Source organism: Pseudoalteromonas sp. 1_2015MBL_MicDiv, from assembly GCF_002407505.1.
Taxonomy (GTDB): domain Bacteria; phylum Pseudomonadota; class Gammaproteobacteria; order Enterobacterales; family Alteromonadaceae; genus Pseudoalteromonas; species Pseudoalteromonas fuliginea.
Genome location: NZ_CP012737.1, coordinates 1,107,189 through 1,123,455 on the forward strand (window position 1 = coordinate 1,107,189; position 16,267 = coordinate 1,123,455).

At 38.8% G+C, this 16,267-nt stretch carries 9 protein-coding genes; all 9 read left to right on the forward strand.

Annotated elements, in window-relative coordinates:
• Positions 1-219: 219 nt before the first annotated feature.
• Complete coding sequence (gene fadI / locus AOR04_RS04985) at positions 220-1,530, forward strand: acetyl-CoA C-acyltransferase FadI (protein ID WP_008138643.1); 1,311 nt, start codon at positions 220-222, stop codon at positions 1,528-1,530.
• Positions 1,530-3,776, forward strand: coding sequence for a fatty acid oxidation complex subunit alpha FadJ (gene fadJ / locus AOR04_RS04990; protein ID WP_096792687.1), 2,247 nt, complete (start codon positions 1,530-1,532; stop codon positions 3,774-3,776). The genes fadI and fadJ overlap by 1 nt, the downstream gene beginning before the upstream one ends.
• Positions 3,777-4,281: 505 nt before the next feature.
• On the forward strand, positions 4,282-5,403 hold the full coding sequence (locus AOR04_RS04995; RefSeq protein ID WP_096792688.1) for a 4-phosphoerythronate dehydrogenase: 1,122 nt from the start codon (positions 4,282-4,284) through the stop codon (positions 5,401-5,403).
• A gap of 48 nt (positions 5,404-5,451) precedes the next feature.
• Complete coding sequence (locus tag AOR04_RS05000; RefSeq protein ID WP_007377758.1) at positions 5,452-6,468, forward strand: aspartate-semialdehyde dehydrogenase; 1,017 nt, start codon at positions 5,452-5,454, stop codon at positions 6,466-6,468.
• A 353-nt stretch (positions 6,469-6,821) separates the two neighbouring features.
• Positions 6,822-12,209 carry a FimV/HubP family polar landmark protein gene (locus tag AOR04_RS05005; RefSeq protein ID WP_096792689.1) on the forward strand — a complete coding sequence of 1,796 codons (5,388 nt, stop codon included), beginning with the start codon at positions 6,822-6,824 and terminating at the stop codon, positions 12,207-12,209.
• A gap of 148 nt (positions 12,210-12,357) precedes the next feature.
• The gene (truA, locus tag AOR04_RS05010) at positions 12,358-13,152 is read left to right on the forward strand and encodes a tRNA pseudouridine(38-40) synthase TruA (RefSeq protein ID WP_007376857.1); all 795 of its coding nucleotides are present in this window, start codon (positions 12,358-12,360) and stop codon (positions 13,150-13,152) included.
• A 155-nt stretch (positions 13,153-13,307) separates the two neighbouring features.
• Complete coding sequence (accD, locus tag AOR04_RS05015; protein WP_007376856.1) at positions 13,308-14,183, forward strand: acetyl-CoA carboxylase, carboxyltransferase subunit beta; 876 nt, start codon at positions 13,308-13,310, stop codon at positions 14,181-14,183.
• 25 nt (positions 14,184-14,208) lie between these two features.
• Entirely contained in the window at positions 14,209-15,474 is a 1,266-nt protein-coding gene (gene folC / locus AOR04_RS05020) for a bifunctional tetrahydrofolate synthase/dihydrofolate synthase (protein ID WP_096792690.1), read from the forward strand.
• Positions 15,475-15,485: 11 nt separating this feature from the next.
• Positions 15,486-16,121 (forward strand): SPOR domain-containing protein, encoded by a 636-nt coding sequence (locus tag AOR04_RS05025; protein ID WP_007376854.1) that lies wholly within the window; start codon positions 15,486-15,488, stop codon positions 16,119-16,121.
• Positions 16,122-16,267 lie beyond the last annotated feature (146 nt).

Here is a 16,267-nt window from a genome sequence, read left to right on the forward strand (position 1 = left end):
TAACTCAAGGGTTAGACTGTATTTTTTAAAATAGTTCGTTATTTCTTAACGATTTTTAGCGTACCACAAAACTTTGTAAATGCGTCTAAAAAAGCCTATTGTGATAATCGTAATTAAACACTGTTTATATAAATTTGTGTTTATCTATTGGCTTTAGGGCACGGGTTGTTTAGAATCGAGGAAAACAAACAGGTCAGACCTGTCAGCGGGAGAGCATAAATGTCTGAGCAAAACATACTAAAAACACCAAAGGGCGACCGTATTGCCATCGTTAGCGGCTTACGTACACCTTTTGCAAAACAAGCAACAGCGTTTCACCATGTACCAGCACTTGATATGGGTAAATTGGTGGTTAACGAAATGCTTGAACGATTAAATTTCAATAAGTCAGAAATTGATCAACTTGTATTTGGTCAAGTAGTACAAATGCCAGAAGCGCCAAATATTGCACGTGAAATTGTATTGGGCACAGGTATGCCGGTATCGGTTGATGCATATTCTGTATCGCGCGCATGTGCTACCAGCTTTCAGGCTATTGCTAATGTAGCTGAGTCTATTATGGCGGGTTCTGTAAGTGTAGGTATTGCAGGCGGCGCAGACTCGTCATCAGTACTGCCAATTGGTGTTAGTAAAAAGCTAGCAGGCAGCTTAGTTGATTTAAATAAAGCGCGTACGCTTGGTCAACGCTTAAAAATATTTTCAAAACTGCGTTTAAAAGACTTATTACCAGTGCCACCTGCTGTAGCAGAGTATTCAACAGGCCTTTCAATGGGGCAAACTGCTGAGCAAATGGCTAAAACACATAATATTAGCCGTGAAGATCAAGATGCATTAGCGCATCGTTCTCACTCACTTGCAACGCAAGCATGGGCTGATGGAAAGTTAAAAGACGAAGTAATGACGGCGCATTTACCGCCATATAAAAGCTTTATTGAAGAAGATAATAACATTCGTAAAAACTCAACGGTTGAAGGCTACGCAAAGCTTAAGCCTGTTTTTGACCGTCAGCACGGTACTGTTACCGCCGCAAATGCAACACCATTAACTGATGGTGCAGCGGCTGTACTTATGATGAGCGAAAGCAAAGCAAAAGCACTTGGCTACGAAATACTAGGTTACGTACGTAGCTTTGCATTTTCGGCAATTGGTGTAGAAAAAGATATGTTAATGGGCCCTGCTCATTCAACGCCTATTGCACTAGATAGAGCGGGTATTACGCTTGCTGATTTAGATTTAATTGAAATGCACGAAGCGTTTGCATCGCAAACACTTGCCAATATGAAAATGTTTGCCTCAGACAAATTTGCACAAGAGCATTTAGGTCGCAGCAAAGCAATTGGCGAAATTAACATGGATAAGTTTAACGTTAACGGCGGCTCTTTAGCATATGGTCACCCATTTGCAGCAACAGGTGCACGCTTAATTACGCAAAGCTTACACGAGCTTAAACGTCGTGGTGGCGGTTTGGCATTAACAACAGCGTGTGCTGCTGGTGGTTTAGGTGCAGCCTTTGTATTGGAGAGCGCGTAATGACTGATTCAGTATTTAATTTAGCGGTAGATGAAAACAAAATCGCCATTGTGACTATTGATGTACCGGGTGAGAAAATGAATACCCTGCGCAGTAGTTTTGCCGATGATTTAAAAGCATTACTAGAAGACGCTAAGTCGCAAAATGTAAAGGGCATGGTATTTATAAGCGGAAAAAGCGATAACTTTATTGCTGGCGCCGATGTAAAAATGCTCGATAGCGTTCAAAAGCGTGAAGATGCTTTAGCTATTAGCGAGCTATGTCATCAAGCATTTTTTGATATGACAAAGCTGCCATACACAACAGTTAGTGCAATTCATGGTGCTGCATTAGGTGGTGGTTTAGAGTTTGCTTTAGCGTGTGATTACCGTATTGGTACCGACAGTGATTTAACAAAAATTGGCCTACCAGAAGTGCAACTTGGTTTACTACCTGGTGGCGGCGGTACCCAGCGTTTAACTAAAATTGTCGGCATTCAAAAAGCACTTGAGTGGATGCTAACCGGTAAACAAATTCGTCCTACGCAAGCTAAAAAAGCAGGCGTGCTTGATGATTGCGTACCGCACAGTGTGCTGCTAAAAGTTGCAAAAGAATTTGCGACTAAGAAAAAGCCACAAGCAAAAGAGCCAAAGCTCGACAATATTAGTAAATTATTAGAGTCAAACCCGTTTGGTCGTAACTTTATCTTTAAAAAAGCCAAAGAAAACGTACTTAAAAAAACGGGCGGGCACTACCCAGCACCACTAGCTATTATTAAAGCAGTGCGAGCTAGTGTAGAGCTTGATGAGCTAAAAGCGTATAAAACAGAAGCTGAAAGCTTTGCAACACTTGTAATGAGTGACGAATCTAAAGCGCTTCGCGGTATTTTCTTTGCAACCACTGAAATGAAAAAAGAGTGGCGCAATGATGACGCACCCGCAATAAGCAAAACTGCTGTTTTAGGTGGTGGACTAATGGGCGCAGGCATTGCGCACGTAAGTGCTGTTAAAGCTAAAGTACCGGTACGTATTAAAGATGTAGCAGAGCAGGGCATTAGTAATGCAATGAGCTACACCTATAAAATTTTAGATAAGCGTCTTAAGCGTCGTATTATGTCTAAAGCTGATGTGCAGTTAACGATGAACCGTATTACAGGTACAACTGACTACAGTGGCTTTAAATACATTGATTTAGTAATAGAAGCGGTGTTTGAAGATCTTGCACTTAAGCAAGGTATGGTTGCAGACGTAGAGCAGCAATGCCAAGCAAATACAATTTTTGCAAGTAACACGTCATCATTACCAATATCGCAAATTGCAGCGCAGGCAGCACGTCCTGAAAATGTCATTGGCTTGCATTACTTTTCACCAGTGGAAAAAATGCCATTAGTGGAAATTATTCCACACGAAGGTACGTCTCAAGAAACAATTGCCCGCGTTGTTAACTTTGCACGTAAGCAAGGTAAAACGCCAATTGTTGTAAAAGACATGGCCGGTTTTTACGTCAACCGTATTTTAGCGCCTTACTTAAACGAAGCTGCTAATTTGATGCTTGCAGGCGAGCCAATTGAAAAGATTGATGCAGCGCTTGTTGAGTTCGGTTTTCCGGTAGGCCCGCTGGCTCTACTTGATGAAGTAGGTATTGATATTGGCTCTAAAATTGCCCCAATTCTTGAAAAAGAATTAGGCGAGCGTTTTAAAGGCCCTGATGCATTTATGCGTATGATTGATTCAAAACGCCTTGGCCGTAAGTCTGGTCGTGGTTTTTATGAATACGATAAAAAAGGCAAAAAGGTTGATGAGTCAGTTTACGAACTATTGGGTGTTACCCCGGCTCCACGTTTAAACAAGAGCGAAATTGCTAAGCGTTGTGTATCGCAAATGCTTAACGAAGCAGTACGCTGTTTAGATGATGGCATTATTGCCAGCCCACGTGATGGCGATATCGGTGCAATATTTGGTATTGGTTTTCCACCATTTTTAGGTGGCCCGTTTAGCTATATGGATAAATTAGGCGCAAGTAAAATAAGCTCTGATATGTCTACATTAGCTAACAGCGATGCTAACTTTGCACCATGTGAATCACTGGTAACAATGGCAAGCTCTAGTGCTACTTTTTACACTGTTTTACAAGCCGATATAGCTGGTGAGCAAGCAACTGTGGATGCAGCGATTGCGGTTAAAGCGGACGTTGAAGTTACGCAAGAAGATGCTACAGAAGCCTCGCCTGAGGTTGTTGAAGTAAACGAAGATAAAATAATAAAGTAATCCTTCAAAGTTACTTTTGATTAAATGCAGCTCGTTTAGATGAGCTGCATTTTTTTTAGGGAGTTACTTCAACATATATTTATCTTTAGAAATTAAATATACAGCGGTGTCGTTATTAAGCTCACAGGTTAAAAATATAATACTGTGATAAATCCTCTCTAAATTGACCGGTAATCCAAAAGCTTAATATGATCCTTTAAAGGTGATTTTTTTCAAAAATGAACTGACTAGATCCTGTTTATTTTCGAGGTTAAACATACATTGTCCTTGCGTTAGCCCTAGGGGGAATTTACTCTTTGTTGCCTAAATGGGTGTAGATAAGGGGCGGAAGCTTTGCTCGATTTTTACTTAGCCCACTAAGTTACAACCTCATGCCGCAATTAAATTGCCCATAGAACGAGCAAATTTTAATCCTGAAAGGTCAACAAGCCCTCGCTTTTTAGTTTGTGTAAAGGCTAGGTTGTTCGCTACAATAGCGCCTCTTAATTGCCAAACGGACTCTGTAATGAAAATTCTTGCCGATCAAAATATGCCTTTAGTTGAGCAGTACTTTGCAGACTTTGGTGAGGTTGAGCGTTTTGATGGTCGTAAATTAACCCCTGAACAATTAATTGATGTAGATGTACTCCTTACTCGTTCAGTGACCAATGTTAATTATGAGCTGTTGTCACAAGCTAATAAGCTTAGCTTTGTGGGTACAGCCACAATTGGCATTGACCATATTGATACGCAATTACTGCATGATAGAGATATCGCTTTTACTAGCGCGCCTGGTTGTAATGCCGTTGCGGTAGCTGAATATGTAATTAGTAGCTTATTTGCATTAAGCCAAGAAAATGCGCGCCCATTGTGTGGTCAAACAATAGGTATCGTCGGGATGGGCAACATTGGTACGTGTTTAGCTGAAAAATTAAAAGCACTAGATGTTGATGTACTGTTATGCGATCCAATTAAGCACGAACAAGGCTTACTACAAGATCACATAGCGCTTGATGAGTTATTAGCAAGATCAGATGTTGTTACTTTTCACGTTCCCCTTGTTAAAAGTGGCGAGCATAAAACGCTGCACATGATGGGTAAAGAGCGATTAAAAGCACTTAAGCCAGGGCTTACGCTGATTAATGCAAGCCGAGGCGATGTAATTGATAACCAAGCGTTGCTTGAGGTAATGGAAGCGGGAGCTGATCTGGATTTAGTGCTTGATGTATGGGAAAAAGAGCCCAATATTTTAACTGAATTACTAGAACATGTTCGCTACGCCAGTGTGCATATTGCGGGTCATACGCTTGAAGGCAAAGCTCGTGGTACACAAATGCTGTATCAAAAACTGTGTGAACTGAAAAGTGTCGATGCGAGTAAATCGTTGAATGACTTTTTACCTACTCCAGCTATTACACAAGCGGTTATTACGCCAAACTTCAATGAGCAGGATGTTGCCTGTTTAGTGCATTTAATTTACGACGTTCGCCGTGATGATGGTATTTTACTTCGCCATTTAGAAAGTGATGGTTTTGATAGTTTACGAAAAAACTATCCGGTAAGACGAGAATTTAGCACCTTGTCGATACAAGGTGATAGCTCACAACTAGCTGCACTTAGTCAACTTGGTTTTACCATAGCTAAATAGTTATTTAACTAACGATGTTGTTTTAATGTCGTTTATAGAGGAAGAAATATGTCGCAAAAATATAACGTTGCCGTACTTGGCGCTACTGGTTTAGTAGGCCGTCAAATCATTGAAACGCTAGCAGATCGTAAGTTTCCTGTTGATCAGCTTTTTTTACTTGCTAGCAGCCGCAGCGCGGGTGAAGATATAAAGTTTCGTGGTGAGACCATTGAAGTATTAGACGTTGAAGGCTTTGACTTTAGCCAAGCGCACATAGGTTTGTTTTCTGCTGGTGGCAGTGTATCTGAAAAATATGCACCTATTGCAGCAGACGCCGGTTGTATTGTAATTGATAATACATCACACTTTAGAAATGATTTTGAAATCCCATTAGTAGTGCCAGAAGTTAATGCTTCAAGCCTAGCTGATTTTAGAAATCGTAATATTATCGCTAACCCTAACTGTTCAACTATTCAGATGATGCTAGCACTTAAACCAATTTATGATGCTTACGGAATAGACCGTATCAATGTATCTACTTACCAAGCTGTATCGGGCGCAGGTAAAGAAGCGGTTGATGAACTTGCAAAACAAACTGCTAATTTAATGAATGCTCGTCCTATGGATAATAAAGTTTTTCCAAAGCAAATAGCATTTAACGTTATTCCTCAAATTGATAGCTTTGAAGAGAACGGCTACACACGCGAAGAAATGAAAATGGTAAATGAAACCCATAAAATTTTGGGTGATACGACTATTGCTGTAAATCCTACATGCGTACGTGTGCCTGTATTTTTTGGACATTCTGAATCAATTAATATTGAAACGCGTATGCCTTATGACTTTGAGCATGTTAAGCAACTTTTAAAAGATGCCCCTGGTGTTGAGTTGATTGACGATGAAGGTGATTATCCAACGGCAGTATCTGATGCAAGTGGAAATGACACTGTTTATATTGGTCGTTTACGAGCTGATATCTCGCACCCTCATGGTTTAAATATGTGGGTTGTAAGTGACAACACGCGTAAAGGCGCTGCAACTAACAGTATACAAATTGCAGAAGAACTTATTGCTAATTACATGTAATATTTTATAACTAACGATTAGTTTAGAAGCGGTAAGCACCAATTGTTTGCCGCTTTTTATTCGGGTTACCGCCATTTTTTTGCCACTTATCTCACGAAGTATATAAACCTACTGATAATCCTCGATAAATTTATATTATTAATAATGTTTTTAGGTATTTATTTTCAATGTGTTGCAATGGATATTACTCCTGAACTGGTTTATAGTTTGTAATTGGAATAGAGCTTGCAACAAAAATAGATTGTAATAACAAATGTGAATCAGTCATTTGACTGATAAAAGCAAGATTAATCAATGTTTATGCACTTAACTTTCTCGGTGCTGCGTTAACATTTAAACATTAAAGGATCAGCATGCGCGGTTTAGCTACACTTATTATATTAGCGTCTGCATTGATAGTAACATCAGTTTACTCTCAAGACAGTACCCAGTTAAAGGGGCCAAAGGGCGCTGACTATGGTGCGCAAGGGCGATCTATTGGGCCAATAAAACCGACGGATACGCTTTGGCGTATAGCGGCTAAGGTACGCCCGGACAACTCGGTTAGCATTTATCAAGTTATGCAGGCTTTGTATAACAAAAATCCTAATTCATTTTTAGAGCAAAACCTTAACCACATGCAAAGTGGTGCCTATTTAAAAATTCCTACTCTAGCTGAAATTAGAAATGTTAATACACAACTCGCTAAACAACGTTCTGAACAAGATGATGCGTTATGGGAAAAGAAAAAAAACGGTACGCTTACGCAAAGTGAAATTAATTCAGCTCAAACTCAAGTTACTCAAGCTCGTAAAGTTGATGTAGATGACGCAAAAAAAGAATTACAAAAAGAAATTAAAGAAATTAAAACAGATCAAACTAGTAAGTTAGTTGAGCTTCAACAACAATTTAAAAGTTCAGTTGATAACGTAGAAGAAATTTTAGTTGAAAATAATAATTTAAAAAAACAGCTTACGGGCATCTCCAAAGAGCTTGAAAATGTGCGTATGCAGCTCGGTCAAGACAGTGAAATACAGCAACAGTTAAAAGAACTAATAATTAAACAAAATGAAATGATAGAACAGCAAAAGGCTGAGAAAATAGAGCCAGAAGCTGAATTTGATCTGGGATCTTTTTTATCTAATCCTTTTGTTCTTGGATTATTGATGGTTATTCCTGGCTTATTGATTGTTTTTGCTGTTGTGATGTTCTTACGCAAGCGGGCTAGTAAAGATGATGTCCAAAGCGACGATGATTTTTTACCACAAACACCTACCTACGCAAACGATGACGATTTAGATACTCAAAATATTGAAGACCCTATCGTCCCGGAACCACTTGATGACTTAAGTATTCAGCTAGATGATAGTTTAGAAAATGATATCTTACCGGACGATGATACCCCATTACCGGATGATGATATTGCTTTTGATGACAGCCTAGAGGACTTTACTGAGTCTGATAGCCTACTTGATCAGGATGAATTAGAAAGTTTATTAAGCGATGATATTGTTTTTGACGATGAAAATATTGAAGACGATGAACTTGATATTTTCATGCAACAAGATTTCGATAAATCACCTGATGATAGCCCAGAAGGTGATATTGATTTAGATTCGCCACTAGAATCATCAAATAGTGATGATATTTTAAGTAATGATGATTTAGATAGTTTATTTAATGAAGATGATGGCTTATCGGAGTTTGACTCACCACAAACAAACGATATAGAAGAAGATAATAGCCTAGAATCGAATGATGAAATGGCCGCGCTTAGCGAAGAACTCGCTGAAGATGATGATTTTGATATTGATGACTTATTAGATCAAACAAATACTGAATCAGATTTAGATAATACAGAAGATAGTCTTTCAAGTGAAAAAGATGATTTTGATTTAGACGATATTGATAGCTTAATTGATCAAGCTACAGACGATAGCGTTGATGAAGTCTTAGTCGAAGAAAGTGATGATTTTGATTTAGATGATATTGATAGTTTAATTGATGACGCTGCGGATGACATTGCACCTGATGCGTTAGCCGAAGAAAAAGATGATTTTGATTTAGACGACATTGATAGCTTAATTGACCAGGCTACAGACGATAGCGTTGATGAAGCCTTAGTCGAAGAAAGTGACGACTTCGATTTAGACGATATTGATAGTTTAATTGATGACGCTGCGGATGAAAGTGCGCCTGATGCGTTAGTCGAAGAAAAAGATGATTTTGATTTAGACGATATTGATAGTTTAATTGATGACGCTGCGGATGACAGTGCTGCTGATGCGTTAGTCGAAGAAAGTGATGATTTTGATTTAGATGATATTGATAGTTTAATTGATGACGCTGGGGATGACAGTGCTGCTGATGCGTTAGTCGAAGAAAATGATGATTTTGATTTAGATGGTATTGATAGTTTAATTGATGAATCCGCAGATGAAGAAGCTGAGACTGAAAAGCGTGACTCTGATATTAATGTGGCATTAGCCGATTCTGCCGATGATTTAGCCGAAGCGCAGGAAGAATTAAATGTTGCTGATGTAGAGTCTCTAGCATCTACATTAATTGAAGAGCCTGAACTTGTAGAAGAGCCTGAACTTGAAGAAGAGCCTGAGCTTGCAGAAGAGCCTGAACTTGCAGAAGAGCCTGAACTTGAAGAAGAGCCTGAACTTGAAGAAGAGCCTGAGCTTGCAGAAGAGCCTGAACTTGAACAAGAGCCTGAACTTGAAGAAGAGCCTGAACTTGAACAAGAGCCTGAACTTGAAGAAGAGACTGAACTTGTAGAAGAGCCTGAACTTGTAGAAGAGCCTGAACTTGAAGAAGAGCCTGAACTTGAAGAAGAGCCTGCGCTTTTAGAAGAACCTGAACTTGTAGAAGAGCCTGAACTTGCGGCAGACCTAGATGATTTTTCAGATACTTCAGAGACCTTACTTGATCCAGAAGATGCACTAGAAGAATACAATGATGACGAACTAAAAAGTGTTGATGAACTATTAAATGAGTTACAGCAAGTAGAAGATGATTATATTGAAACGCCAGAGTGGTCTTTAGAAGATTTAGATAATGATATTGAAGAAGTTGAAATTGATTTAGGTGATGATCCATTAGCAGATGATGCAAGCACAAATCGATTACCTGAACATTCAGATACCAATATGGTAGTGAGTGATGAAAATTCAGACGAATATACTGAATTAGATATAGACGAACCTTACTCAGGTGCTACTGATGAACAAGATGTTGAGTCTACGCAAGATATTGATTTAAAATCTGAGACTAAACAAGTTATAGCAAGTCAAACTGAACAAGATTTAGCGAGTGCACTTGCGCAAGGAAGCGATTTAGATAGCCTCGAGGATGATTTAGACGATGAGCGGTTACTCGATAATGACTTTACTGAACTTGATAAAGATCTAGCAATTGATGCTGAACTACAAAACAGTCAAATAGATGAAAATCTTAACGAATTCGATAACGATGAATTACCGATAAGCTTAGATGATGATATTACGGTTAATGAATCTGAAATTCCAGAGCTTGAAAAAACTCAACCTTTAGAACCTGACGACGAATTGTTACTTGATAATGATTTTACTGAGCTTGATACAGATCTAATCAATGATGATGAATTATCACTAAATTTAAATGACGAACCAAAGCCCTCATTACCGAGTCAAACAGAGCAAAATTTAGCGAATGCACTTTCAACTGAAAATGATTTAAATAGCTTAGATGATGATTTTGACGATGAATTATTGCTTGATAATGACTTTACGGAGCTTGATACAGATAGCGATGAATTACCGATAAATTTAGATGATGCTATTACGGTTAATGAATCTGAAACTCCCGAGCTTGAAGAAACTCAACCTACAGAGCCGGACGACGAATTATTACTCGATAATGATTCTGCTCAGCTTGATACAGATTTAGCAATTGATGCTGAGCCACAAAATAATTCAAGCGCTGAAATAGATGAAACTCTTAATGTAGAGGATAACGATGAGTTATCGGTAAATTCAGATGCTGATATTTCGGTTAATGAATCTGAAACTCCCGAGCTTAAAGAAACTCAACCTTTAGAGCCGGACGACGAATTATTAATCGATAATGATTCTGCTCAGCTTGATACAGATTTAGCAATTGATGCTGAACCTCAAAATAATTCAAACGCTGAAATAGATGAAGCTCTTAATGTAGAAGACAACGATGAGTTATCGGTAAATTTAGATAATGATTCTGCTCAGCTTGATACAGATTTAGCAATTGATGCTGAACCTCAAAATAATTCAAACGCTGAAATAGATGAAGCTCTTAATGTAGAAGATAGCGATGAATTACCGATAAATTCAGATGCTGGTATTTCGGTTAATGAATCTGAAACTCCCGAGCTTGAAGAAACTCAACCTACAGAGCCGGACGACGAATTATTACTCGATAATGATTCTGCTCAGCTTGATACAGATTTAGCAATTGATGCTGAGCCACAAAATAATTCAAGCGCTGAAATAGATGAAACTCTTAATGTAGAGGATAACGATGAGTTATCGGTAAATTCAGATGACGAACCAACACATTCATTACCGAGCCAAACCGAACAAGACTTAATGAATGCGCTCTCAGCTGAAAATGATTTAAATAGCTTAGATGATGATTTTGACGATGAATTATTGCTTGATAATGACTTTACGGAGCTTGATACAGATAGCGATGAATTACCGATAAATTTAGATGATGCTAGTACGGTTAATGAACCTGAAACTCCCAAGCTTGAAGAAACTCAAACTTTAGAGCCGGACGACGAATTATTACTCGATAATGATTCTGCGCAGCTTGATACAGATTTAGCAATTGATGCTGAGCCACAAAATAATTCAAGCGCTGAAATAGATGAAACTCTTAATGTAGAGGATGATGCTGATAGCGATGAATTATCGGTAAATTTAGATGACGAACCAACGCATTCATTACCGAGTCAAACCGAACAAGACTTAATGAATGCGCTCTCAGCTGGAAACGATTTAAATAACTTGGATGATGATTTTGACGACGAGCTGTTACTTGATAATGATTTTACGGAACTTGATGCTGAATTAGAAAGCACCGCAGGCTCTGAAACTATGATTTCGGAAAACCCAGATGAAGCGCTTTCTAATGAGCTCGCTGGTGAGCAAACGAATGCCGACCGTGAAGCTGAAATAACCCGAACTGAGTTATTTAATAGCAGTGATATAGCATCAGATGATGAGCTTGATGATGAGTTTATGGCTGAGCTAACGGAAACTGATTTTGATTCATTACTTAACGAATTAGCTGAACCAGAAGAATTAAGTGTTGAAGATAGTAGTGAGTTTGACGTTGATTTTGACAGTTTGCTAAAAGAAGACTTAGGAGTTGATGAGGCGTTAGTTGTTGAAGAACCGCTTGTCCAAAGTAACAATGTTGAGCAACTTGATAATGATGAATTTGTAGATATTGATTCATTATTAGAAGAAAGTGACGACGCAGAAATTGAACGCGAACCATACAACGACGTTAATATGGATGTTGGCTTGAGTGAATTTGACGCGTTACTTGCCGGTGATAATCCGACGGATGTTGATGCTGAAAGTGGTGGCTACTCAGCTAAATTAGATTTAGCGCGTGCTTATATTGAAATTGATGATTTTGATTCTGCGCTTAAAGTCATTGAGGATGTTATTAACAAAGGTCCTGAAGAAGTTCAAGAAGAGGCGCTTAGTTTAAAAGCTAAACTAAAATAATTAAAATGTTTCTAAGAACCCGTATCTGGCTTAGCTAAATACGGGTTTTTTTATGTGTATTGGTTTGATTACGACAGGTCTCCTTTTATTGCATCGTTAGATAGCATAAAATGCCTCGTTCATTAGCACAGTAGGTAAAGCAGTAATTATGCGAGTAGCACTTGGAGTTGAATACAACGGCGCACGTTATAGTGGTTGGCAACGTCAATCTCATGTAAATAGCGTACAGCAAGAAGTAGAAAAGGCGCTGTCGCGCATTTGTAATCATCCAGTTGAAGTTATATGTGCGGGTCGTACAGATGCGGGTGTACACGGTACAGGCCAAGTAATACACTTTGACACTGAGGCCGATCGCGATATGGTTGCATTTACACTAGGTATGAATACTTTAATGCCTAAAGATATTGCTATTCGTTTTGCTCAACCCGTTGCAGATGATTTTCACGCTCGTTTTAGTGCTACAGCACGTCGTTATCGTTATATTATTTATAACTCGCCTTTACGAGGAGCTGTACTAAATGAAGGCGTTACGCATTTCCATCATCAACTAGATGAAACCAAAATGCAGGAAGCGTGTCAGTATTTAATTGGCAAACATGACTTTACTTCTTTTAGGGCCATTCATTGTCAAGCGAATACACCGACAAGAACAATTCATCATTTATCGGTACGTCGCCAAGGTACTTACGTTATTATTGATATTAAAGCGAATGCGTTTTTACATCACATGGTGCGTAATATCACAGGCAGTTTAATGGATGTTGGTTTACATAAACACCAACCTATATGGATAAAAGAGCTACTTGATTGTAAAGAACGCGCAAAGGCCAGTGCTACCGCTAAGGCTGCTGGTTTGTATTTAGTGGATGTTGACTACCCTGAGCAATTTGATATTCCTCAAACACCTTTAGGCCCTTTATTTTTGCCGGATATAGATGTTTAATTAAGGTTAGTATAAGTGCTTTTTATGAGCACTTTTAACTACTAAGACCAGTTTTTTATACCGCGTTAGTGTAATTCATGTTTTAATTGAAAAAATTTGTCTGCTAATTGCTATTAGCAGGCTCGCGACACAGAACAGTATTAAGAGAGTTGCAAATGAGTTGGCTAGAAAAAATCTTACCTAAAACGACAAAATCATCAGGTCGTAAAGAAATCCCAGAAGGTGTTTGGGCTAAGTGTACATCGTGTGATTCAATTTTATATAAAGCTGAATTAGAAAAGTCATTAAACGTATGTCCTAAGTGTGACCACCACATGCGTGTTAGTGGCCGTAAGCGCCTAGAGCACTTTTTAGATGAAGGTGATCGTCAAGAGCTTGGTACACAACATGAGCCTAAAGATATTCTTAAGTTTAAAGATTCTAAAAAGTACTCTGACCGTATCAGTGCAGCCCAAAAAGCAAGTGGTGAAAAAGATGCACTTGTGGCGATGAAAGGCCGATTAAAAGGTATTCCAGTGGCAGCGGTAGCATTTGAGTTCTCATTTATGGGTGGTTCAATGGCTTCGGTTGTTGGTGCTCGTTTTGTTGATGCTGTTGATCAATGTTTAGAGCACAATATGCCGCTTATCTGTTTTTCTGCATCAGGCGGAGCACGTATGCAAGAAGCGCTTATGTCGCTTATGCAAATGGCTAAAACAAGTGCTGCGCTTGCAAAAATGACTGAAAAAGGCCTTCCGTTTATTTCAGTAATGACTGACCCAACAATGGGTGGTGTATCTGCATCACTTGCTATGCTGGGCGATATTAACGTTGCAGAACCTAAAGCGTTAATTGGTTTTGCGGGTCCTCGTGTTATTGAGCAAACTGTTCGCGAAACATTACCTGAAGGTTTTCAGCGTAGTGAATTTTTGCTAGAACACGGTGCAATTGACATGATTATTGACCGCCGTGAAATGCGCGATACCCTTGCACGCATTTTAGCTAAATTTATGAACTTGCCTTCTACGGAACAAGAGCATAGAGTAGCGTAAATTTCAGCTTTACTGATTACACGCTATGACAAAAACAATTCCTAGCCAATCATCAAGCCTTGATGATTGGCTTTTTTATTTAGAAAGTGTTCACCCTGCTAACATTGCAATGGGCTTAGAACGAGTTGCTAATGTTGCCAACAATATTGGCCTTTTAAACATTCCAAGTAAAATTATTCTTATTGCCGGTACAAATGGTAAGGGCACCACTGCACGTTGCTTAGAGTCGCTATTACTAGCGCAAGGTTTTAGCGTGGGTACTTACGCATCTCCACATTTAATTCGTTATAACGAGCGTGTACGAGTTAATGGGGAAGAATTGGCAGACCAATTTCATATAGATGCTTTTCACCAGCTTGAGCAAGGCCGTAAAGACACTCCTCTGACTTATTTTGAATATGGTACTTTGGGGGCATTGGCAATTTTTAAACGCTGTAACGTCGATTATGTATTACTTGAGGTTGGTTTAGGTGGGCGCTTTGACGCTACAAATATAGTAACGCCGTATGCAAGTGTGATTACCACTATAGACTTAGACCATAAAGAGTATTTAGGTGATACCCGTGAGTTGGTGGCTTATGATAAAGCCGGTATTTTTCGTGAAAATACGCCCGCTATTATCGGGGATTTAAATATTCCTCACACAATGACTGATTATGGCAAGGAAATTAATGCCAATATGACGTTGTCGGGCAGTGACTTTATTTTCAAAGAAAATGCTGAGAGCTTTAATTGGCAATATAAACAGCATAATCTTGAAATAGATAAGCCAGCAATACCGTGTCAAAATGCAGCCACTGCGCTAACTGCGCTAAGTGTTTTAAACTTATTACCTAGTGTGCAGATAATAAGAGATTGCCTAGCTAATTTAGTTGTAGAAGGGCGGTTTCAGCAGTTAAGTACTGAGCCTTTAGTCTTTACAGATGTGGCACATAACCCTGAGTCGGCGCGTTATTTAGCCAATAAGTTATCAAGCTATAAAGATAAAGGCTTTAAAATTCATGCATTAGTCGCTATGCTTGCTGATAAAGACAAAGTCGGTGTACTTAAAGAAGTAAGCAACCTGGTCGATGAGTGGTCGTTAGCGAGCTTAAGTAGCCCGCGAGGCGACACTGCAAGTAATTTACAAAATGCACTGCAGGAATTGTCTCATCATAATACTATCAATAGCTATGATAGTGTGGCACAGGCACTAAGTGTAATTTTACCAAAACAACAACGTGATACTATGTTGATTGTATTTGGTTCTTTTTTTACTGTGGCCGGCGCTATTAATTACTTTAAAAAATAGAGAGGATGTCGGTGAACTCAAGTTTTATTAATCGCTTAGTCGGAACAAGTATAGTGGTGATCGCAGCAATTGTGTTTATCCCTAATATACTCGATGGCGAAAAAGTGCATTATAAAGAAGGCTTTAAAGCGATTCCTGATCGCCCTGAGTTCAAAACAATCGATCTTCAAGAGTCAATTGATGAAAATGTTGCTAACGCAGAGCCACTAAAGCAAGATGAAATCGAAGATATTCAAGCTGATGATGAGGCTTTTGAGCAGCAAAATGCAATAGTGGAAAGTGATTATGCTGTAGAGGATAAAGTCGTTGAAGCAAGCATAGAGCCTAAAGCAAAACCAACGACTCCTGTTCAAGCTAAACCAAAACCGATTGCACCGCGTAAAAGTGATGAAAACCTAACGAGTATGGCTTATGTTATTCAATTAGGTAGTTTTTCACATGTTGCAAACGTAAAAGCATTACAAGCTAAACTAAAGGTTGAAGGGTTTAAAACGTTTACTAAACCGATTAAAACCCCAAATGGGACATTAACCAAAGTATTTGTTGGCCCTTCACTTGATAAAAGTGAATTACAAAAGCAGCTCCCCCAGCTTAAAAAGCTTACTAAATTAAATGGTAAAGTTACGCAATACGAAGTAACAAAATAATTATAAAAAAGGCTTGTATAACAAGCCTTTTTTATTTATTAATATTTGTTTTTATGATTATCACTCGCCCGCAATACCCATTCTAAAATGTTAATTTTTTGTATTGACTACAACCCAGTATTCTCCCGTTTAAACTTGCATACTAA